Source organism: Enterobacter sp. DNB-S2 (genome assembly GCF_019443845.1).
Taxonomy (GTDB): Bacteria; Pseudomonadota; Gammaproteobacteria; order Enterobacterales; family Enterobacteriaceae; genus Enterobacter; species Enterobacter asburiae_B.
The window spans coordinates 999,641-1,019,043 of record NZ_CP050520.1; the positions used below are offsets into that span (position 1 = coordinate 999,641).

The window sequence follows — 19,403 nt, forward strand, 5'->3', positions numbered from 1 at the left end:
AACAGAGGAGTCAATTTTCACCCTCTATGATCCCAGGCGGTTTACGTCCACACTTACTCCATCGAAACGAACTGAGGGTGAAACAATGATCTACTTACGCAAAGCAAACGAACGTGGTCACGCGAATCATGGCTGGCTGGACTCATGGCATTCATTCTCGTTTGCCGACTACTACGACCCGAACTTCATGGGCTTCTCCGCACTGCGCGTGATTAACGACGACGTGATTGATGCAGGCCAGGGCTTCGGTACCCACCCGCACAAGGACATGGAAATCCTGACCTATGTGCTGGAAGGGGCGGTGGAACACCAGGACAGCATGGGTAACAAAGAGCAGGTTCCGGCGGGCGAGTTCCAGATTATGAGCGCGGGTACCGGGGTGCGTCACTCCGAGTACAACCCGAGCAAAACGGAAAAACTGCACCTGTATCAAATCTGGATCATTCCAGAAGAGACCGGCATCACGCCGCGCTACGAGCAGCGCCGCTTCGACGCGAAACAGGGCAAACAGCTGGTGCTGTCCCCGGATGCGCGTGAAGGTTCTCTGAAGGTTCATCAGGATATGGAGCTGTACCGCTGGGCGCTGGCGAAAGACGAACAGTCTGTGCACCAGATTGCCGCCAACCGCCGCGTCTGGATCCAGGTGGTGAAAGGTGAAGTGTCCATCAACGGCACCAAAGCGACAACCGCCGATGGCCTGGCCGTCTGGGATGAGCAGGCGCTCTCCGTGCATGCCGACAGCGAAAGTGAAATTCTGCTGTTTGACCTGCCGCCGGTGTAATAAATCATAAATAAATGCCCATCCTTCCCTTTGACAGGGGAAGGATGGGCTTTGTCCGTGATAAACTGAGCAAATCTCTCACTTCAAGATTTCTCAGGACGATGAAAAAGAAACGCCCCGTACTTCAGGATGTCGCCGATCGCGTCGGTGTGACCAAAATGACGGTCAGCCGTTTTTTACGTAACCCGGAACAGGTTTCCGTGGCGTTGCGTGGCAAGATTGCCGCGGCCCTTGATGAACTGGGTTATATCCCCAACCGCGCGCCCGATATTCTCTCCAATGCGACCAGCCGTGCGGTGGGCGTCCTGCTTCCTTCCCTGACCAACCAGGTTTTCGCCGAAGTTTTGCGCGGCATTGAAAGCGTCACCGATGCTTTTGGCTATCAGACCATGCTCGCCCACTACGGGTACAAGCCGGAACTGGAAGAGGAACGTCTTGAATCGATGCTTTCCTGGAACATCGACGGCCTGATTTTAACGGAACGTACCCACACTGCCCGCACGCTCAAAATGATTGAAGTGGCCGGTATCCCGGTGGTGGAGCTGATGGACAGCCAGTCGCCGTGCCTCGACATCGCCGTGGGGTTCGATAACTTTGAAGCGGCGCGCCAGATGACGGCGGCGATCATCGCCCGTGGGCATCGTCATATCGCCTATCTGGGTGCGCGTCTTGATGAACGTACTATCATCAAACAGAAGGGATACGAGCAGGCGATGCTCGACGCGAACCTAACCCCGTACAGCGTGATGGTGGAGCAGTCCTCTTCCTATACGTCGGGTATTGAGCTGATGCGCCAGGCACGACGCGAGTATCCGCAACTGGACGGTATTTTCTGTACCAACGATGACCTTGCGGTCGGTGCGGCGTTTGAGTGCCAGCGTCTGGGGCTCAAGATCCCGGATGATATGGCAATTGCCGGTTTCCACGGCCACGACATCGGCCAGGTGATGGAGCCGCGTCTGGCGAGCGTCCTGACCCCGCGTGAACGTATGGGCCGCATTGGCGCAGAACGCCTGCTGGCGCGCATTCGTGGCGAGACGGTTACCCCAAAAATGTTAGATTTAGGTTTCACCTTGTCACCGGGTGGATCTATTTGAACTGACAAATTTGAAGTAGCTCACACTTATTCACTTCGCGCACGTTTGGATATTGCTTCTCTTTTGCCCCGGCAGGACAATGTTACCGATAACTGTTACCCGTAACAATTGACTGAGGGACACCCTTTGAGCACGACTAATCACGATCACCACGTCTACGTCCTGATGGGCGTTTCCGGTAGCGGGAAATCAGCCGTAGCCAGCGAAGTGGCGCATCAACTCCAGGCTGCGTTCCTTGATGGCGACTTCCTCCATCCGCGCAGCAACATCATGAAAATGGCCTCCGGCGAGCCGCTGAACGACGACGACCGCAAACCGTGGTTGCAGGCGCTGAATGACGCCGCGTTCGCCATGCAGCGTACCAACAAAGTCTCCCTGATCGTCTGCTCTGCGCTGAAAAAAACCTACCGCGACCTGCTGCGCGACGGTAACCCGAACCTCTCTTTCATCTACCTGAAAGGGGACTTCGAGGTGATTGAAAGCCGCCTGAAGGCGCGTAAAGGTCACTTCTTCAAAACCCAGATGCTGGTGACGCAGTTCGAAGCGCTGCAGGAGCCGGGTGAAGATGAGAAAGATGTCTTAGTGGTTGATATCGATCAGTCACTGGAAGGTGTTGTTGCCAGCACCATCGAGGTCATTAATAAAAGGCAGTAAGTTTTGAGTACATTAACGCTAGTTTTGACAGCAGTGGGTTCCGTGTTGCTGCTGCTGTTTTTAGTGATGAAGGCGCGTATGCACGCTTTTGTCGCTTTGATGGTGGTTTCTATAGGTGCAGGTCTCTTTTCCGGTATGCCGCTCGACAAGATCGCCGCGACGATGGAAAAAGGGATGGGAGGCACGCTGGGCTTCCTGGCGATTGTGGTCGCCCTTGGCGCGATGTTTGGCAAGATTTTGCACGAGACGGGCGCGGTCGACCAGATTGCCGTCAAGATGCTGAAATCCTTCGGTCACAGCCGCGCGCACTACGCGATTGGTCTGGCTGGTCTGATTTGCGCGCTGCCGCTGTTCTTCGAAGTGGCCGTAGTGCTGCTGATAAGCGTCGCGTTCTCCATGGCGCGCCATACCGGCACTAACCTCGTGAAGCTGGTCATTCCGCTGTTTGCGGGCGTGGCGGCAGCCGCAGCGTTTCTGCTTCCGGGGCCTGCTCCGATGCTGCTGGCGTCCCAGATGCACGCCGACTTTGGCTGGATGATCCTGATTGGCCTGTGCGCGGCAATCCCGGGGATGATTATTGCCGGTCCGCTGTGGGGCAACTTCATCAGCCGTTACGTTGAGCTGCATATTCCGGACGACGTCACCGAGCCGCACCTCGGCGAGGGCAAAATGCCGTCCTTCGGCTTCAGCCTGTCGCTGATCCTGCTCCCGCTGGTTCTCGTGGGTCTGAAAACCATCGCCGCGCGCTTTGTGCCGGTGGGTTCCAGCGCCTACGAATGGTTCGAGTTCATCGGCCACCCGTTCACGGCGATCCTGGTGGCCTGTCTGGTGGCGATTTACGGCCTGGCGATGCGTCAGGGAATGCCAAAAGACCGGGTGATGGAGATCTGCGGTGCCGCGCTGCAGCCGGCGGGCATTATCCTGCTGGTGATCGGCGCTGGCGGCGTGTTCAAGCAGGTGCTGGTGGATTCCGGCGTAGGCCCAGCTCTGGGCGAAGCGCTGACCGGGATGGGCCTGCCGATTGCGGTCACCTGCTTCGTGCTGGCCGCGGCGGTGCGCATCATCCAGGGTTCCGCAACCGTGGCGTGCTTAACCGCCGTGGGTCTGGTGATGCCGGTGATTGAACAGCTGAACTATTCCGGTGCGCAGATGGCGGCGCTGTCTATTTGTATCGCGGGCGGTTCGATTGTGGTCTCTCACGTTAACGACGCGGGCTTCTGGCTGTTCGGTAAATTTACCGGCGCCACCGAAGCGCAAACCCTGAAAACCTGGACGCTGATGGAAACCATCCTTGGCACGACGGGCGCCATTGTCGGGATGATTGCTTTCACACTGCTGAGCTGAATGCGGTGATTTAACAAGGCTCAAAAATAAGGCCCGGTAGCGTTAACGCTTACCGGGCCTTTATATTATGCAGAACGCCAGGCCGGGTCAGGTGAAACCACCAACCCGGCTTTTTCACATCACTCGCCCTGCGTCGCGCTCTCGATCGTCAAACGCACATCCGACGTAATGAGTTCGGCCAGCATCTGGTACACCTTCAGCGTCTCTTCCGGCTCGGCATCACCCGTATCGCTGATGTAGCCTTCGTCACGCAGCGTCAGGACCAGAGAGCTGAAGACCGCTTTGTCGAAGAATTCCGGGGCGTTAATGCCGTGCAGAACGGACAGGCGCTGTGCCAGCGTCCGGCTCTCTTTCTCCAGCGTGCCGCGGTTGATAGACGGGTTCGCACTCAGCAGCCAGAACGTAATGGCGTAGCGCTGCAGCGTTTCGCGCGCACCGGCAGCAAGCAGTTGCAGGGTTCGGGAACGCGACGGATTGATGTGCAGCTCGTCGTTTGAGACGGTGATCAGCCCCTGACGACGCAGCTCTTCCGTCAGTTTGTCCAGTTCGCCCGCCAGCTCGTCTTTGCTCCAGCGCAGGAACAGCTCCGCTTTCAGCATCGGATAGAGCGTCTCAACGTGACGCAATAGCTCCTGACGCGAAATACGGCGATGCTGGGTGATGATAGCCGCCATGAGTGACGGCAGCATCAGCATATGGGTGATGTTGTTGCGGTAGTAGGTCATCAGCACTGCCTGCTCGCGCGGCAGAATGATGATGTCGCCGATCGTGTCCTTTTCGACTTCAAACTTGTTCATCTGCAGCGCGTGATCGATAAGCTCACTGGCGGTAGCAGAAGGCACGGTTGAATCAACGGAATACGGCACGTTGCGCATCATGTCCAGATAGCAATCCAGCTGCTCCGTGAGCTGTTCGCGGGTCAGCGAGCGCTGACGCGAAGCCAGAAGCGCCGTACAGCACAGGTTCATGGCGTTAGCCGCACCGGCGTTGTTAATGCGCACCATCAGCTCGGACGCGATGCCGTTGACCGTTGGCGTCAGCCAGGCCGGACGAATCGCTTCGATAGGATCGATGGACTCGCGCCACTCGGGAACGTGATGGTTCAGATACGTCATCAGCGGCATCGGTTCGCCGAAGTTCACGTAGCCCTGACCGAGGTTGCGTAGCTTGCTCAAGCCGCGCAGCATCTGCGGCAGGCTCTCTTTCTCTTTGGTCGCACCGCGCAGCTCTTTGGCGTACGTGCCCACTTCCATCACGTGCTCATAGCCAATGTAGATTGGCACCAGCGTGATTGGACGGGTTCCTCCGCGCAGCATCGCCTGAATGGTCATCGACAGCGTGCCGGTCTTCGGATCGAGCAGACGTCCGGTACGGGAACGACCGCCCTCCACGAAGTACTCCACGGAATAGCCGCGGCTGAACAGCTCGCCCAGATATTCGCGGAACACGGTGGAGTAGAGCTTGTTGCCCTTGAAGGTGCGACGGATAAAGAACGCGCCCAGGCGGCGGAAAATCGGACCTGCTGGCCAGAAATTCAGGTTGATACCGGCAGCAATGTGCGGCGGTACCAGCCCCTGGTGATAGAGCACGTAGGAAAGAAGCAGGTAGTCCATGTGGCTGCGGTGGCAGGGAACATAGACAATCTCATGGCCATCGTGCGCCAGCTGACGCACACGTTCAGCATTATGAACGTTGATGCCCTGATACAGGCGGTTCCAGGTAAAGCCGAGAATACGATCGGACAGGCGAATCATCTCGTAAGAGAAGTTCGCTGCAATCTCTTCCATCAGCGCAATGGCGTTCTGCTGGGCTTTCTCATGCGATATTTTCTTGCTGCGCGCTTCGTCTTCAACGGCGCGGGCAATCGCTTTGGAGGCCAAAAGCTTGTTGAACAGATCCTGACGCGCCGGGAGACGCGGCCCTACGGCAGCGAGGCGCTGGCGGGCGAAGTGCATACGCGCCACGCGCGCCAGTTTTTGCGCGATGATCTTGTCGGTACCGTGCTCGTCCGCCATTCGACGCAGCGAAACGGAAGGGGAGAAACGCACAAAGCTGTCGCGTCCCAGCCAGGAGACCGCGAAGAACTTCTGGATGCCGTTAAGCATGCGCAGCGGCGGGTTCTCTTCACCTTTTTCACGGCCCGGACGACGACCAAACATCACCGATACCGGCACCATCTGCACATCCAGATCGGGGTTGCTGCGGTGCAGGTCAAGATAGTCGTGGAACAGCTTGATGGACTCTTCTTTTGGCGTGTAGTAGGTAAACACGCGCGGTCCACCGTGAATGAACACGTAGCGCGGCAGCAGCGTACCGTCAACTTCAAGCGGTTCAAGCGGGTCCGGTAAGTCATGCGCCAGACACTGGGCGCGAAGCGTCAGTAAGTCTGCCTTCGAGTTATAAGGCAAAACGTACATAATAGGACGCGAGGTATCGAGCCCCAATTCCAGCGCGGGTTCTGCTGGGATAGACTTGCTTTTTACCAGGATGCTTAATGGTAAATTAAGTAATTTGTAGTAAATTCGTGGCCAGCCGGACATAAACGATGTAAAGCCTCTGGTTAATAATGCAATTGCGGCGCAAGGATAACAGAAAGCGCGCAAAATTTCTGTTGTTACCCGTCATACTTCAGGCTGTAGCGAAACGCGCTACAGTTCCTGTTACTGACGCTTTTTTTCATAAAAGGTTCTTTTAATGGCCAATAATACCACTGGGTTAACGCGTATCATCAAAGCCGCCGGCTATTCATGGAAAGGTTTCCGTGCCGCGTGGATCAACGAAGCCGCCTTTCGCCAGGAGGGCGTCGCCGCTATCATCGCGGTGATCATCGCCTGTTTCCTTGATGTTGATGCTATTACCCGCGTACTTCTAATCGGTTCCGTGCTTCTGGTGATGATAGTGGAAATTCTTAATAGCGCTATTGAAGCCGTTGTTGATCGCATTGGTTCAGATTTCCACGAGCTTTCTGGCCGCGCAAAAGACATGGGCTCTGCTGCCGTGTTGCTGGCGATTATCACTGCCGTTATCACCTGGGTCACGCTGCTTTGGTCACATTTCCGATGAGCCTCGAGGAATAATTAAGTCCCTGGTTTTTTGTGCAGTTTTTGGTTCCAAAATCGCCTTTGACTGTATATACTCACAGCATAACTGTATATACACCCAGGGGGCGGAATGAAAGCGTTAACGACCAGGCAGCAAGAGGTGTTTGATCTCATCCGGGATCATATCGGCCAGACGGGTATGCCACCCACGCGTGCGGAAATCGCGCAGCGTCTGGGCTTCCGTTCTCCGAATGCTGCCGAAGAACACCTGAAAGCGCTGGCGCGTAAAGGCGTGATTGAGATTGTTTCAGGCGCGTCACGCGGTATCCGCCTGCTGGTGGAAGAAGAGACGGGCATTCCGCTGATAGGCCGTGTTGCCGCCGGTGAGCCTTTACTGGCACAGCAACATATTGAAGGCCACTACCAGGTCGATCCTGGCATGTTCAAACCGAGCGCAGATTTCCTGCTGCGCGTTAGCGGTATGTCGATGAAAGACATCGGTATTCTTGATGGCGATCTGCTTGCGGTGCACAAAACGCAGGATGTGCGTAACGGCCAGGTAGTTGTCGCGCGCATTGATGATGAAGTTACCGTCAAGCGTCTGAAAAAACAGGGTAACACCGTTCAGCTGCTGCCTGAAAACAACGAGTTCTCCCCGATTGTGGTCGATCTCCGCGAACACAACTTCTCTATCGAAGGACTGGCGGTTGGGGTCATTCGCAACGGTGAATGGCTGTAATCTCTTCCTGACAGGCTATGGCGCCGCTGTAGCCTGCTTCATTCTCCACTCCCGGTATTTTTCATGTCACTGCTGACGGAATCAGATAAGGCATTGTGGCGTCTCGCTCTGCCGATGATTTTTTCCAATATCACCGTGCCCTTGCTGGGGCTGGTCGATACTGCCGTTATTGGTCATCTTGATTCGCCTGTTTATCTTGGCGGCGTGGCGATTGGCGCAACGGCAACCAGCTTCCTGTTTATGCTGCTGCTCTTTTTGCGCATGAGCACCACCGGACTCACGGCACAGGCTTATGGTGCAAAAGATCCGCTGCGTCTGGCGCGCGCGCTGGTCCAGCCGCTGATCCTTGCGCTTGGCGCGGGAGTGTTAATCGTTTTATTACATACGCCCCTGATCGACCTTGCGCTCCATGTTGTTGGCGGCAGCGAGGCGGTACTGGCGCAGGCGCGACGTTTCCTTGAAATTCGCTGGCTCAGCGCGCCCGCCTCGCTGGCAAACCTGGTTCTGCTGGGGTGGCTACTGGGCGTTCAGTACGCCCGTGCGCCAGTGATTTTGCTGGTGGCAGGCAACCTTCTCAACATTGTGCTGGATGTCTGGCTGGTAATGGGCCTGCATATGAACGTGCGGGGCGCGGCGCTGGCGACGGCAATTGCCGAATACGGAACCTTGATTATCGGCCTGTGGATGGTCTGGCGCGTGCTGGCGATGCGCGGGATCTCCCTGGCGCTGCTCAAAACCGCATGGCGCGGCAATATCCGTAGGCTGCTGGCGCTCAATCGTGACATCATGCTGCGCTCGCTGCTGCTTCAGCTCTGCTTCGGCGCGCTGACGGTTTTCGGGGCCCGACTGGGGCCAGAAATCGTCGCGGTCAACGCGGTATTGATGACGCTGCTGACCTTTACCGCCTACGCGCTGGACGGATTTGCCTATGCGGTAGAAGCGCATTCCGGGCAGGCGTACGGGGCGCGCGAAAGCGAGCAGCTTAGGGACGTCTGGCGGGCAGCCTGCCGCCAGTCTGGGCTGGTGGCGCTGGCGTTTGGCCTGGTTTACGCCTGCTTTGGTGAGCAAATTGTCGCGTTGCTTACGTCTCTTCCTGCGCTGCGCGAGCTGGCGAGTCACTATCTCATCTGGCAAGTCATCTTACCGGTGGTCGGCGTCTGGTGTTATCTGCTGGACGGCATGTTCATTGGTGCGACGCGCGGAGCGGAAATGCGCAACAGCATGGCGGTCGCGGCGGCAGGGTTTGGTCTGACGCTGCTGGCGCTTCCCTGGCTGGGTAATCACGGTTTGTGGCTGGCCCTGGCCGTTTTCCTCTCGCTGCGAGGGATATCGCTGGCTTTTATCTGGCACCGCCACTGGCAAAACGATACCTGGTTCCCTTCACGTCACGATATATCGTGACGGTTAAAGATTCCGAATATGAAATCAACTGCCGAATCCTTAACTACAATAATTATCACGTCCAGCAGAAAAGAACGTAACGGACGTTACGACCCGACGCTTAACTAAGAGGACACGATGATGAATAAAGACGAAATCGGCGGCAACTGGAAGCAGTTCAAAGGTAAAGCGAAAGAACAGTGGGGTAAGCTGACCGATGACGATATGACCGTCATTGAAGGTAAACGCGATCAGCTTGTCGGTAAAATCCAGGAGCGTTACGGCTACGCAAAAGACCAGGCGGAAAAAGAAGTGGGCGACTGGGAAAAACGCAACGACTACCGCTGGTAACCGGGCTATACCCGCAAGTACAAGGAAGTACACCCTGAGGGCGGCCATGAGCCGCCTTTGCTTTTACTGCTAACGCGGTTTTTTCTTCACAAGAATAGAGTGGTCGTGCTGACATGCGTCCTGATGACGGCAGGCTTCCACTTCCACGCAGGCACAGCACAGCCCGTGCGCTTCAATCACGTTATGACGCAGGGCAAAGCCCATTTTCGCCGCCAGCGTATGCATAATATCTTCCACGCCTTCCGCACCTTCTTCTTTCACCACGCCGCAGCGGTCACAGATAAACATCGCCGATGTATGGGTGGGCTGATCGAACAGATGGCACAACACGTAGCTGTTTGTGGACTCAACTTTATGCACGAATCCTTGTTCCAGCAGGAAATCCAGGGCGCGATACACGGTCGGTGGTTTCGCCTGCGGCTCGCTTTCGCGGAGCAGGTCCAGCAGATCGTAAGCGCTGATGGCACCCTGCTGCAGGCTCATCAGACGTAAGACTTCAAGGCGCTGCGGAGTCAGGCGCACATTGCGTTGCGCACACAGCTTTTCGGCCTGCGCTAACAGCTCTTTTGTGGACTTATCCATTTAGCACCCCGGATGTTATAGGACGGAAAACCCTCACTTTATCATGTTCTGGTAAAAACGCCGAGATCCGCCAGTCTGTGCTATACCTGACCCATTGCAAACCGGGAAATAACCAATGAAAAAACCTGACTGTATTCGGCACTGGCGCGACGTTGAAGGCGCGGATGATTCGACCTATCCAGATAGCGATGAGCGTTTTTCTATCGGCGCCCCGTTGGCTCGCAAGCTTGGGCTCGGGCGCATTGGTATCCATCACGAGCGTTTACCGCCCGGGCGCAGGACGTCCTATCCGCACGCGGAAAGCGATGAAGAAGAGTTCGTTTATGTGCTCGAAGGTCATCCAGAAGCGTGGATCAATGGCTATTTATGGAAACTTGAACCGGGCGACAGCGTGGGGTTTCCTGCCGGAACCGGTATCTGCCACACCTTTATCAACAACACGGACGAAGAGGTGCGGTTACTGGTCGTTGGCGAGGCCAACAAAAAGCACAACCGCATCTACTATCCGCTCAACCCCGTGTATGCCGCTACCCGTGAGGATCGCTGGGTAGACCACCCGCCCCAGTTTTTTGGACCGCATGATGGAAAACCTGGGAAAAAATAATTTCCTCTTCTATAAATATTGAGGGCCGTCACAAAATATAACAGGCCGTAAGGGAGTTTTACTTAGGGATAGAAATAGCGGGTCTTTTACTACTTATTCACAGCAATAGTTCGTTCCTGTTTGGGTGATAACAGACAGGGGTTATTTCATAACAGACTATAACGGGCATACTGTGAAAAAAAATTTTAAATTTTCGGTGGTTAGTATCGCTGTTTCCTTGTTTATGGCAAATCAGGCGGGAGCAGCCAATACCTGGACAGAATCACGTAGCGACGCAATGGGTGGCACTGGCGTTGCCTCCGGGAGCTATGGTAGCGGGGCGTTAATCAACCCCGCGTTGCTGGCAAAGGCAAAACCGGACGATGATGTGACGGTCATTTTGCCGTCCGTTGGCGTACAGGTAACGGATGAGGACAATCTTCAGGACGAGATTGATACCATCAACGACAAAATCAATCACTATAAGGATGTGGTTGATGACCTCACGCCAAGGGAGATCATCACCAATCCGTTAGGTTCCATTAATCAATTCCAGGGCGCGGCCAAAGATCTGGCCGATGAGCTGGACTACCTGAAGGGCAAAACCGCACGCGCGACGGCAGGTGCAGGGCTTGCCGTGAGTATCCCTAACGATGTGCTTTCCGTGGCCTTTATGGCGAAAGGCTATGCCCATGGCCGGGTGAGCTCGTCTATCGATCAGCAAGATATTGATTATCTGCGCGGTATTCAACAAAGCAAAGTGGTGGCTGCCGGTGTTGCCCTGGATGCTGCGCTGAACGGCACGGATCAGATCACTAAAAACCTTAACTCAACGGCGTCTGGCCGGGCAGCGATTGTGTCCGACTATGGTGTTGCCGTTGCCCGTCAGTTTGACCTCGGCGGCGTCCCGGTTTCCGTAGGCGTGACGCCAAAGCTGCAAAAAACCTGGGTCTATAACTACACCACGTCAATCTACGATTACGACAGTAATAAGTGGAACGACAGCCGCTACCGCACGGACGACACGGGCTTTAACGTCGATGCCGGTATCGCGGCTGATTTCGGCGAACACTGGACGGTTGGCGTGAGCGGTCAAAACCTGATGTCGCGCGATATCGACACCAAAGATATCCGTATCCGCAACGGCCGGACGGGAGAAGTGGTGAGCTACAAAGACACCTACCAGATCCGTCCGCTGGTGACCGCCGGCGCCGCCTGGCATAACGACCTGGTGACGCTGACCGCCGATGGCGATCTGACGGAAACCAAAGGCTTCAAGAGCGAAGATACGTCGCAGTACGTTGGCGTCGGTGCCGAGGTTACGCCGCTCAGCTGGCTGGCGGTGCGTGCGGGTTATCGCGCGGACGTGAAGGGTAACGACAGCAATGTCTTTACCGGCGGTGTCGGGTTCGCGCCGTTCAGTACCGTTCATGTTGACCTGATGGGCCTGTACGGCGAGGACGAAACCTGGGGCGCCGGGGCTCAGCTGAGCATGACGTTCTAAAGTCCACCGGAGGCGCTGCGCCTCCGGCTTTTCTTTGTGCTATAGTAGCGCCCCTTTTCCACCAGATGCTTAAAACTTCGCCATGTCGTCAGAATTACAGACCGCTTTCCCTGCACACCGTTTCTCCATTGCGCCGATGCTCGACTGGACGGACAGACACTGCCGCTATTTCCTGCGCCAGCTCTCCCGCCATACGCTGCTGTACACCGAAATGGTGACCACGGGCGCAATCATTCACGGGAAGGGCGACTATCTGGCCTATAGCGAAGAAGAGCATCCGGTTGCCCTGCAGCTGGGCGGTAGCGATCCGGCCGCGCTGGCGCAGTGCGCGAAGCTGGCGGAAGAACGCGGCTACGACGAGATCAACCTGAACGTTGGCTGCCCGTCCGACCGCGTGCAAAACGGCATGTTTGGCGCCTGTCTGATGGGGAATGCACAGCTGGTAGCGGACTGTATCAAGGCGATGCGCGATGTGGTCTCCATTCCGGTCACGGTCAAAACCCGTATCGGCATTGACGACCAGGATAGCTACGAATTCCTGTGCGACTTCATCAACACGGTATCCGGGAAAGGCGAGTGCGAGATGTTCATCATCCACGCGCGAAAAGCCTGGCTCTCCGGCCTCAGCCCGAAAGAGAACCGTGAGATCCCGCCGCTGGACTATCCGCGCGTGTATCAACTGAAGCGTGACTTCCCGCACCTGACGATGTCCATCAACGGCGGCATCAAGTCGCTGGAAGAGGCCAAAGCGCATCTGGAGCATATGGATGGCGTGATGGTCGGCCGCGAGGCGTATCAGAATCCGGGCATTCTGGCGACGGTCGATCGCGAAATCTTTGGCATCGAAGGCGCGGACACCGATCCGGTTGCCGTCGTGCGTGCGATGTACCCTTACATTGAGCGCGAGTTGAGCAATGGCACGTATCTCGGCCATATCACCCGCCATATGCTTGGCCTGTTCCAGGGGATTCCGGGCGCGCGTCAGTGGCGCCGCTACCTGAGCGAGAATGCGCATAAAGCCGGTGCCGATATTGAGGTGCTGGAACATGCGCTGCGACTGGTGGCAGACAAGCGATAACTTTCGCTAAAAGTTCGTCAAATTCACCACGCCCTGCGAACGTTCGCGGGGCGTTTTGCTTTAATAACAACAGGTTAATACTGGCATGATTCTTGTAATGCTGAGTGCATTACTCGGGAACTCGTGGGAGAGCACCATGCTGGAACTACTTTTTGTGATTGGCTTTTTTGTCATGCTGTTAGCGACAGGCGTTTCGCTGCTCGGCATTCTGGCGGCTATCGTGGTGGCGACGGTGGTCATGTTTATTGGCGGACTGTTTGCGCTGACGATCAAACTGTTGCCGTGGCTACTGCTGGCCATTGCGGTCGTGTGGGTGATTCGGGCGATTAAAGCGCCAAAAGTGCCCAGTTATCAGCGCAATAACCGCTTCCGTTACTAAGGTATTGAGGGGTTCGTCACATACTTGTAACTTTTCCGGCGGCATGGCTTAGAACAGAATAGGATTTAGTTATCGAATCTGTCACTATGACTGCCGTTAAAGAATTCATCGAGCTGTACCCTACATACAGCCGAACTAAAAAAAGAAAGGGCTTCCCACGGGAAGCCCAATTTCTTTTTGGGGCTCAGGGAATCAACAAGCTCGACCCCTGCGTCGCCCGGCTCTCCAGCACCTCATGCGCACGCTGCGCATCGGTCAGCGCGAATTTCTGCGCATCTGCCACATCCACTTTGATGACGCCGCTGGCGATCAGCGAGAACAGCTCGTTGCTGGCTTCCTCAAGTTCTTCCCGGTTGGTGATGTATCCCTGCAGGGAAGGGCGAGTCACATACAGCGAACCTTTCTGATTCAGAATACCGAGATTAACGCCGGTGACCGCGCCAGACGCATTGCCGAAGCTGACCATCAGACCACGGCGCTGCAGACAGTCCAGCGAAGCTTCCCACGTGTCTTTCCCCACCGAGTCATACACCACGCGCACTTTTTTGCCGCTGGTGATCTCCTTCAGCCGCTGAACAATGCTCTCTTCACGATAGTTAATCACCTGCCAGGCGCCCGCCTGCAGCGCGCGCTGCGCTTTTTGTGCATTTCCGACGGTGCCGATCAGCTTCGCGCCCAGCGCCTTTGCCCACTGACAGGCGATGAGCCCGACGCCACCCGCTGCGGCATGGAACAGGAACTGCTCGTCGGGCTTAATTTCATAGGTTTTGCGCAGCAGGTAGTAAACCGTCAGACCTTTCAGGAACGAGGCCGCCGCCTGCTCGAAGGAGATAGCGTTAGGCAGCAGGGCGGCTTTATCCGCCGGAACGTTGTGGACGGAGCTGTAAGCGCCCAGCGCAGACTGCGCGTACACCACGCGGTCGCCCTCTTTAATATGCTTAACCGCGCTGCCCACTTTGACGACGACCCCGGCCGCCTCGGTGCCCAGGCCGCTCGGCATTGACGGCGGCGGGTAGAGACCGCCGCGAATATAAGTGTCGATGTAGTTTATGCCGATGGCTTTGTTTTCAACCTGCACTTCGTTTTCGCCAGGCGCGGCAGGGGTAAACTCCACCGCTTTCAGTACGTCTGGCCCACCGTGTTTCTGGAATTCAATGCGCGTTGCCATGCTCCCTCCGTAAGAAAAATATGGTAATCTTTCGACCCACTCTTTATCTCGGTAACTCCATTCACTATGGCAGGAAACAAACCCTTCAACAAACAGACTGAACCTCGCGAGCGTGATTTCCAGGTCGCAGGGTTAAAGGTCCCGCCGCACTCGATTGAAGCGGAACAGTCGGTGTTGGGCGGTTTAATGCTGGATAACGAGCGCTGGGACGACGTCGCCGAGCGCGTCGTGGCGGAAGATTTCTACACCCGCCCGCACCGCCACATCTTTACTGAAATGGCGCGCCTGCAGGAGTCGGGCAGCCCAATCGACCTGATCACGCTCGCGGAATCGCTGGAGCGCCTTGGTCAGCTCGACAGCTGCGGCGGGTTTGCCTATCTGGCGGAACTGTCAAAAAACACGCCTAGTGCGGCGAACATCAGCGCGTATGCCGATATCGTGCGCGAACGTGCCGTCGTCCGCGAGATGATTTCGGTGGCGAATGAGATCGCCGAAGCCGGTTTTGATCCACAGGGGCGTACCAGCGAAGACCTGCTCGATCTGGCTGAATCCCGTGTCTTTAAAATCGCCGAAAGCCGCGCCAATAAAGACGAAGGTCCAAAAAACATCGCCGATGTCCTCGACGCCACCGTTGCCCGTATCGAACAGCTGTTCCAGCAGCCGCACGACGGTGTGACCGGGGTAAACACCGGCTATGACGATTTGAACAAGAAAACCGCCGGTCTGCAGCCGTCGGATTTGATTATCGTCGCCGCGCGTCCGTCGATGGGTAAAACTACCTTTGCGATGAACCTCGTCGAAAACGCGGCGATGTTGCAGGATAAGCCGGTATTGATCTTCAGCCTTGAGATGCCCTCCGAGCAGATTATGATGCGTTCTCTGGCGTCGCTGTCGCGCGTGGATCAGACCCGCATTCGTACCGGCCAGCTCGATGATGAAGACTGGGCGCGCATTTCCGGCACCATGGGCATTCTGCTGGAAAAACGTAACATCTATATCGATGACTCCTCCGGCCTGACGCCGACGGAAGTGCGCTCCCGCGCGCGCCGTATCGCCCGTGAACACGGCGGCATCGGCCTCATCATGATCGACTACCTTCAGCTGATGCGCGTCCCGTCGCTTTCCGACAACCGTACGCTTGAAATTGCGGAGATTTCCCGCTCGCTCAAGGCGTTAGCCAAAGAGCTGCACGTACCGGTCGTCGCGCTGTCGCAGCTGAACCGCTCTCTGGAACAACGTGCCGACAAGCGCCCGGTCAACTCTGACCTGCGTGAGTCCGGCTCCATCGAGCAGGATGCCGACTTAATCATGTTTATCTACCGTGATGAGGTTTATCACGAGAACAGCGACCTGAAAGGGATCGCCGAAATTATTATTGGTAAACAACGTAACGGCCCAATCGGGACGGTGCGTCTGACCTTTAACGGACAGTGGTCGCGTTTCGACAACTATGCCGGTCCTCAATATGATGATGAGTAATTTCTAAGGAATTCAAATGCAAGCGGCAACTGTTGTTATTAACCGCCGCGCTCTGCGACACAACCTGCAACGTCTGCGTGAACTGGCGCCTGCCAGCAAGCTCGTTGCAGTCGTGAAAGCGAACGCTTACGGACACGGTCTTCTTGAGACCGCGCGAACGCTCCCCGATGCCGACGCCTTTGGCGTCGCCCGTCTCGAAGAAGCCCTCCGCCTGCGCGCGGGCGGCATTACTCAACCCATACTACTCCTCGAAGGCTTTTTCGAAGCCAGCGATCTGCCGACCATTGCTGACCAGCATCTGCATACCGCGGTACATAACGAAGAACAGCTCGCCGCACTCGAAACCGCCGAACTGAGCGAGCCGGTGACCGTCTGGATGAAGCTCGACACGGGCATGCACCGTCTGGGCGTGCGTCCGGAAAGCGCGGAAGCGTTTTATCAGCGTTTATGCCGGTGCAAAAACGTGCGTCAGCCGGTGAATATCGTCAGCCACTTCGCCCGCGCCGATGAGCCCGAGTGCGGTGCGACCGAGCGCCAGTTGGATATCTTTAACACCTTCTGCGAAGGCAAGCCGGGGATGCGCTCGATTGCGGCATCCGGCGGTATTCTGCTGTGGCCGCAGTCGCATTTCGACTGGGCGCGACCGGGCATCATTCTCTACGGCGTGTCGCCGCTGGAGAATAAACCCTGGGGGCCGGACTTTGGCTTCCAGCCGGTCATGTCGCTGGTCTCTAACCTGATTGCCGTGCGTGACCATAAAGCGGGCGAGCCGGTGGGCTACGGCGGTACCTGGACCAGCGAGCGTGATACCCGTCTCGGAGTGGTGGCGATGGGCTATGGTGACGGCTATCCGCGCACCGCGCCGTCGGGTACGCCGGTTCTGGTCAACGGTCGCGAGGTGAAGATCGTCGGCCGCGTGGCGATGGACATGATTTGTGTCGATCTGGGGCCTGAAGCCCAGGATAAGCCCGGCGACGATGTCGTGATGTGGGGTGAAGGTTTGCCCGTCGAACGCATTGCTGAAATTACGAAAGTGAGTGCTTACGAACTTATCACGCGCCTGACGTCAAGGGTTGCGATGAAGTACATCGACTGAGACTCGCAGATAGTCGTCCAACGGCATTAGCTGCCGTTGGACGCGTAACGCTTATTTCAACACGTTATAGATCGCCTGATTAGTCAAATAATCCGACGCGAGCCCTGACTCCGGACTGAAGCGCGAACCCTGGATGGACGAGAACCGTTTTCCGGTGCTGCCCAACGAGACATAACGCTCCCCCCCATCGTTTTCCGAAATGGTGTACACCGTTTTCTGCATTTCGGCGAATAGCGGAGCGTTACGCTGAATGGCCTGATGCAATTCCAGCAGCTGCACTCCATCCAGATTGAGCTTTTTATCCAGCGTGACGCCCCATCTTTGCAGGCAAACTTCGGCGAAATGACGCACGATCGTGCCGGGCTCATGGACCACTTTTTCCCCGCTATTCCCATTGGCCGAAGCATTCCCTACCAGCGTAGCGTGGCGACCAGACATGGGATAAATATGGACTTTTGTCGCGCTATCGGTCTGCGGAATGACGCACGAGAAACCTTTTGACCGCTCATGTCTGGCATAGAAAGCCACATACTCCTTCACGTTGCTGCCCAGAGTGACTTTGTCCGCCTGGAAATTACCCATGCCCGGAACCGGATCGACCGCAAAAATATTCACCGGAATCGTCGTCAAAAGGGGGTCGGCCAGCATTGCATTGGCAAGCATATGGCAGCTAATTCCGCCCCGGCTCCACCCAACAAGGTTCACCTGAGTGGGCAGGATCTGACCCTGGCGGAAGGTTTTGATGATTTGCTGCTGCAGCGCCTGCTGGGTCACTTTACGATCGCCATAGTCATATTTGCGCCACCAAAATGAGCCGGTAACCTCAACGTCCTGAATCGGTACGCCCGCCTTTTTAAGCTGCTCATAGTTTTCTTTTGTGAGCTTCTCACGCTGCCAGTCAACGTGTCCTTTGATAATATTGATCGCATGCTGAACATTCTCATTCCAGCCGCTGCCCAGAAGCTGGGCGCGAAGCTGAGAATATTCTCCGCTTTTGACCCAAAGCTCATCGCTTTGTAGATTGCCGCTCCCCGGGCCATCAAGAATGACCCATTCGGCGAACTCTTTACCCTTGTTATTGGCTGCCAGAGAAGAGATGAGCTCGCCGTTCCAGTAATTAGCATGAGACTCATCAAATTTATTAGATCCAGTACCACAGAAATACACTGTTAGTATTGTCATAAATGACCTCATTGAAATATTAATATGTAGGTGGATGGCACGCGTGCAGTAAAATAATACGTGTCAGCAATATTTCTGGGAATATGCTATTGAGCCCAGGCTGTTTTTAATAACGATAAGATCGTTTTTAATTAAATATGGCTATGTCTAATGTGTAGTACTGCTTAACTTTTTGCTTTGGGTATATGACGTTTGCCTTATGCCGAATGCTGTTTTTACAGTTTTGTAATAGCACGCATACTTAATTTCGGAATAAGTTGGTTGAATAGCCTAAGAAAATAGATTTCACACGGGGTTATGCTACGATGAATATATTAATGATCGATGAATTACCGATCTTCATTCACGGTATGAAAACAGAGCTGAAACGCGTCATGCCGGAATGCACTGTTTTTGCAGCGAGCAATTTTGAAGATGCACACGCAATTTTAACCTCTATGCCGGTCAGCATTATTTTGCTGGATGGTGAAATGAAGTGCCGTGATTTTATCACTAATTTGATGACAAACTGGCCTGAGCTACCGATCGTGGTGATGTTACGAAAAACGACGGATAAGATATTCAACTTCTACATCCGCCAAAGCATTAAGGGCATTTTTACCAAGGATCTCCCCGCGGAGAAAATCAGCCAGATACTTTGCATGGTTTCCTCGGGGGTGGTCTGTTTTCCGGAGCAAGCCGTGGTCCAGCGAGAACAACCCACTGGCGGTTTGCCAATCTATTCCCTGAGTCGTCGGCAGAAGGAAGTTCTTAAGCTGCTGGCGAATGGAGGAACAAATAAGCAGATCAGCCGGCAATTGAATATCAGCGCAGGTACGGTCAAAGTGCATCTGGAATCCATCTTTCACCGACTACAGGTCAACAATCGGACACAGGCCGCAATGCTCTATTTTAAATATATGTCTAATTAGCCGATTTTCAGCAAAGCGAAGGGCTGCAGCCAAAATGCGTTAAAAGAAAAGCGC

19 protein-coding genes are annotated in these 19,403 nt (G+C 55.5%); 15 read left to right on the forward strand and 4 right to left on the reverse strand.

Annotated features, from left to right (window positions below):
• The first annotated feature begins 85 nt into the window (after positions 1-85).
• The 4 genes from HB664_RS04755 to gntU all read left to right on the forward strand — a co-directional run bounded on the left by HB664_RS04755 (position 86) and on the right by gntU (position 3,876).
• The gene (locus tag HB664_RS04755) at positions 86-781 is read left to right on the forward strand and encodes a pirin family protein (protein ID WP_003861565.1); all 696 of its coding nucleotides are present in this window, start codon (positions 86-88) and stop codon (positions 779-781) included.
• Positions 782-882: 101 nt separating this feature from the next.
• Positions 883-1,878 carry a gluconate operon transcriptional repressor GntR gene (gene gntR, locus HB664_RS04760; protein WP_021242747.1) on the forward strand — a complete coding sequence of 332 codons (996 nt, stop codon included), beginning with the start codon at positions 883-885 and terminating at the stop codon, positions 1,876-1,878.
• Positions 1,879-2,004: 126 nt separating this feature from the next.
• Positions 2,005-2,532 carry a gluconokinase gene (gntK, locus tag HB664_RS04765; protein WP_008503362.1) on the forward strand — a complete coding sequence of 176 codons (528 nt, stop codon included), beginning with the start codon at positions 2,005-2,007 and terminating at the stop codon, positions 2,530-2,532.
• Between the two features lie 3 nt (positions 2,533-2,535).
• A complete protein-coding gene (gene gntU / locus HB664_RS04770; protein WP_023310036.1) occupies positions 2,536-3,876 on the forward strand; it encodes a gluconate transporter in 1,341 nt (446 codons plus the stop codon).
• Positions 3,877-3,995: 119 nt separating this feature from the next.
• Here the strand turns inward: gntU and plsB are convergent, their stop codons facing one another.
• Positions 3,996-6,416, reverse strand: a complete 2,421-nt coding sequence (gene plsB, locus HB664_RS04775; protein ID WP_033144402.1) for a glycerol-3-phosphate 1-O-acyltransferase PlsB — start codon at positions 6,414-6,416, stop codon at positions 3,996-3,998.
• Between the two features lie 154 nt (positions 6,417-6,570).
• On the opposite strand from plsB, the gene HB664_RS04780 reads away from it, so the two are divergent.
• The 4 genes from HB664_RS04780 (at position 6,571) to HB664_RS04795 (ending at position 9,387) form a co-directional block, all read left to right on the forward strand.
• Positions 6,571-6,939 carry a diacylglycerol kinase gene (locus HB664_RS04780; protein ID WP_023334158.1) on the forward strand — a complete coding sequence of 123 codons (369 nt, stop codon included), beginning with the start codon at positions 6,571-6,573 and terminating at the stop codon, positions 6,937-6,939.
• A 108-nt stretch (positions 6,940-7,047) separates the two neighbouring features.
• Positions 7,048-7,656, forward strand: coding sequence for a transcriptional repressor LexA (lexA, locus tag HB664_RS04785; RefSeq protein ID WP_023310039.1), 609 nt, complete (start codon positions 7,048-7,050; stop codon positions 7,654-7,656).
• Between the two features lie 63 nt (positions 7,657-7,719).
• Positions 7,720-9,057: an MATE family efflux transporter DinF gene (dinF, locus tag HB664_RS04790; RefSeq protein WP_219940417.1), complete on the forward strand. Its 1,338-nt coding sequence runs from the start codon at positions 7,720-7,722 to the stop codon at positions 9,055-9,057.
• Between the two features lie 120 nt (positions 9,058-9,177).
• Positions 9,178-9,387 (forward strand): CsbD family protein, encoded by a 210-nt coding sequence (locus HB664_RS04795; protein WP_014830284.1) that lies wholly within the window; start codon positions 9,178-9,180, stop codon positions 9,385-9,387.
• 69 nt (positions 9,388-9,456) lie between these two features.
• Here the strand turns inward: HB664_RS04795 and zur are convergent, their stop codons facing one another.
• Entirely contained in the window at positions 9,457-9,969 is a 513-nt protein-coding gene (zur, locus tag HB664_RS04800; protein ID WP_219940418.1) for a zinc uptake transcriptional repressor Zur, read from the reverse strand.
• A gap of 115 nt (positions 9,970-10,084) precedes the next feature.
• On the opposite strand from zur, the gene HB664_RS04805 reads away from it, so the two are divergent.
• The 4 genes from HB664_RS04805 (at position 10,085) to pspG (ending at position 13,513) form a co-directional block, all read left to right on the forward strand.
• Entirely contained in the window at positions 10,085-10,573 is a 489-nt protein-coding gene (locus tag HB664_RS04805; RefSeq protein ID WP_023310041.1) for a cupin domain-containing protein, read from the forward strand.
• Positions 10,574-10,745: 172 nt separating this feature from the next.
• The gene (locus tag HB664_RS04810) at positions 10,746-12,056 is read left to right on the forward strand and encodes a conjugal transfer protein TraF (protein WP_033144404.1); all 1,311 of its coding nucleotides are present in this window, start codon (positions 10,746-10,748) and stop codon (positions 12,054-12,056) included.
• A gap of 82 nt (positions 12,057-12,138) precedes the next feature.
• Positions 12,139-13,134 (forward strand): tRNA dihydrouridine(20/20a) synthase DusA, encoded by a 996-nt coding sequence (gene dusA / locus HB664_RS04815; RefSeq protein WP_063440741.1) that lies wholly within the window; start codon positions 12,139-12,141, stop codon positions 13,132-13,134.
• Between the two features lie 136 nt (positions 13,135-13,270).
• On the forward strand, positions 13,271-13,513 hold the full coding sequence (pspG, locus tag HB664_RS04820) for an envelope stress response protein PspG (protein ID WP_023310044.1): 243 nt from the start codon (positions 13,271-13,273) through the stop codon (positions 13,511-13,513).
• Between the two features lie 184 nt (positions 13,514-13,697).
• Here the strand turns inward: pspG and HB664_RS04825 are convergent, their stop codons facing one another.
• Positions 13,698-14,681, reverse strand: coding sequence for a quinone oxidoreductase (locus tag HB664_RS04825; protein ID WP_219940419.1), 984 nt, complete (start codon positions 14,679-14,681; stop codon positions 13,698-13,700).
• 66 nt (positions 14,682-14,747) lie between these two features.
• Between HB664_RS04825 and dnaB the strand changes: the two genes are divergently transcribed.
• Entirely contained in the window at positions 14,748-16,160 is a 1,413-nt protein-coding gene (gene dnaB, locus HB664_RS04830) for a replicative DNA helicase (protein WP_023310046.1), read from the forward strand.
• 16 nt (positions 16,161-16,176) lie between these two features.
• Positions 16,177-17,256 (forward strand): alanine racemase, encoded by a 1,080-nt coding sequence (alr, locus tag HB664_RS04835; protein ID WP_219940420.1) that lies wholly within the window; start codon positions 16,177-16,179, stop codon positions 17,254-17,256.
• Between the two features lie 51 nt (positions 17,257-17,307).
• Here the strand turns inward: alr and HB664_RS04840 are convergent, their stop codons facing one another.
• Positions 17,308-18,438 (reverse strand): hypothetical protein, encoded by a 1,131-nt coding sequence (locus HB664_RS04840; RefSeq protein WP_032662597.1) that lies wholly within the window; start codon positions 18,436-18,438, stop codon positions 17,308-17,310.
• 317 nt (positions 18,439-18,755) lie between these two features.
• On the opposite strand from HB664_RS04840, the gene HB664_RS22785 reads away from it, so the two are divergent.
• Positions 18,756-19,349, forward strand: coding sequence for a response regulator transcription factor (locus HB664_RS22785; RefSeq protein ID WP_226852583.1), 594 nt, complete (start codon positions 18,756-18,758; stop codon positions 19,347-19,349).
• Positions 19,350-19,403: the final 54 nt, after the last annotated feature.

What these genes read in the sequence shown, in the direction of transcription:
- dinF (WP_219940417.1), top strand. Translation starts at nt 7,720, where the DNA reads ATGTCACTGCTGACGGAATCAGATAAGGCATTGTGGCGTCTCGCTCTG.
- pspG (WP_023310044.1), top strand. Translation starts at nt 13,271, where the DNA reads ATGCTGGAACTACTTTTTGTGATTGGCTTTTTTGTCATGCTGTTAGCG.
- zur (WP_219940418.1), bottom strand. Translation starts at nt 9,969, where the DNA reads ATGGATAAGTCCACAAAAGAGCTGTTAGCGCAGGCCGAAAAGCTGTGT.
- HB664_RS04755 (WP_003861565.1), top strand. Translation starts at nt 86, where the DNA reads ATGATCTACTTACGCAAAGCAAACGAACGTGGTCACGCGAATCATGGC.
- plsB (WP_033144402.1), bottom strand. Translation starts at nt 6,416, where the DNA reads ATGTCCGGCTGGCCACGAATTTACTACAAATTACTTAATTTACCATTA.
- HB664_RS04805 (WP_023310041.1), top strand. Translation starts at nt 10,085, where the DNA reads ATGAAAAAACCTGACTGTATTCGGCACTGGCGCGACGTTGAAGGCGCG.
- HB664_RS04795 (WP_014830284.1), top strand. Translation starts at nt 9,178, where the DNA reads ATGAATAAAGACGAAATCGGCGGCAACTGGAAGCAGTTCAAAGGTAAA.
- HB664_RS04780 (WP_023334158.1), top strand. Translation starts at nt 6,571, where the DNA reads ATGGCCAATAATACCACTGGGTTAACGCGTATCATCAAAGCCGCCGGC.
- HB664_RS04840 (WP_032662597.1), bottom strand. Translation starts at nt 18,438, where the DNA reads ATGACAATACTAACAGTGTATTTCTGTGGTACTGGATCTAATAAATTT.
- lexA (WP_023310039.1), top strand. Translation starts at nt 7,048, where the DNA reads ATGAAAGCGTTAACGACCAGGCAGCAAGAGGTGTTTGATCTCATCCGG.
- HB664_RS22785 (WP_226852583.1), top strand. Translation starts at nt 18,756, where the DNA reads ATGATCGATGAATTACCGATCTTCATTCACGGTATGAAAACAGAGCTG.
- HB664_RS04825 (WP_219940419.1), bottom strand. Translation starts at nt 14,681, where the DNA reads ATGGCAACGCGCATTGAATTCCAGAAACACGGTGGGCCAGACGTACTG.
- dusA (WP_063440741.1), top strand. Translation starts at nt 12,139, where the DNA reads ATGTCGTCAGAATTACAGACCGCTTTCCCTGCACACCGTTTCTCCATT.
- dnaB (WP_023310046.1), top strand. Translation starts at nt 14,748, where the DNA reads ATGGCAGGAAACAAACCCTTCAACAAACAGACTGAACCTCGCGAGCGT.
- alr (WP_219940420.1), top strand. Translation starts at nt 16,177, where the DNA reads ATGCAAGCGGCAACTGTTGTTATTAACCGCCGCGCTCTGCGACACAAC.
- gntR (WP_021242747.1), top strand. Translation starts at nt 883, where the DNA reads ATGAAAAAGAAACGCCCCGTACTTCAGGATGTCGCCGATCGCGTCGGT.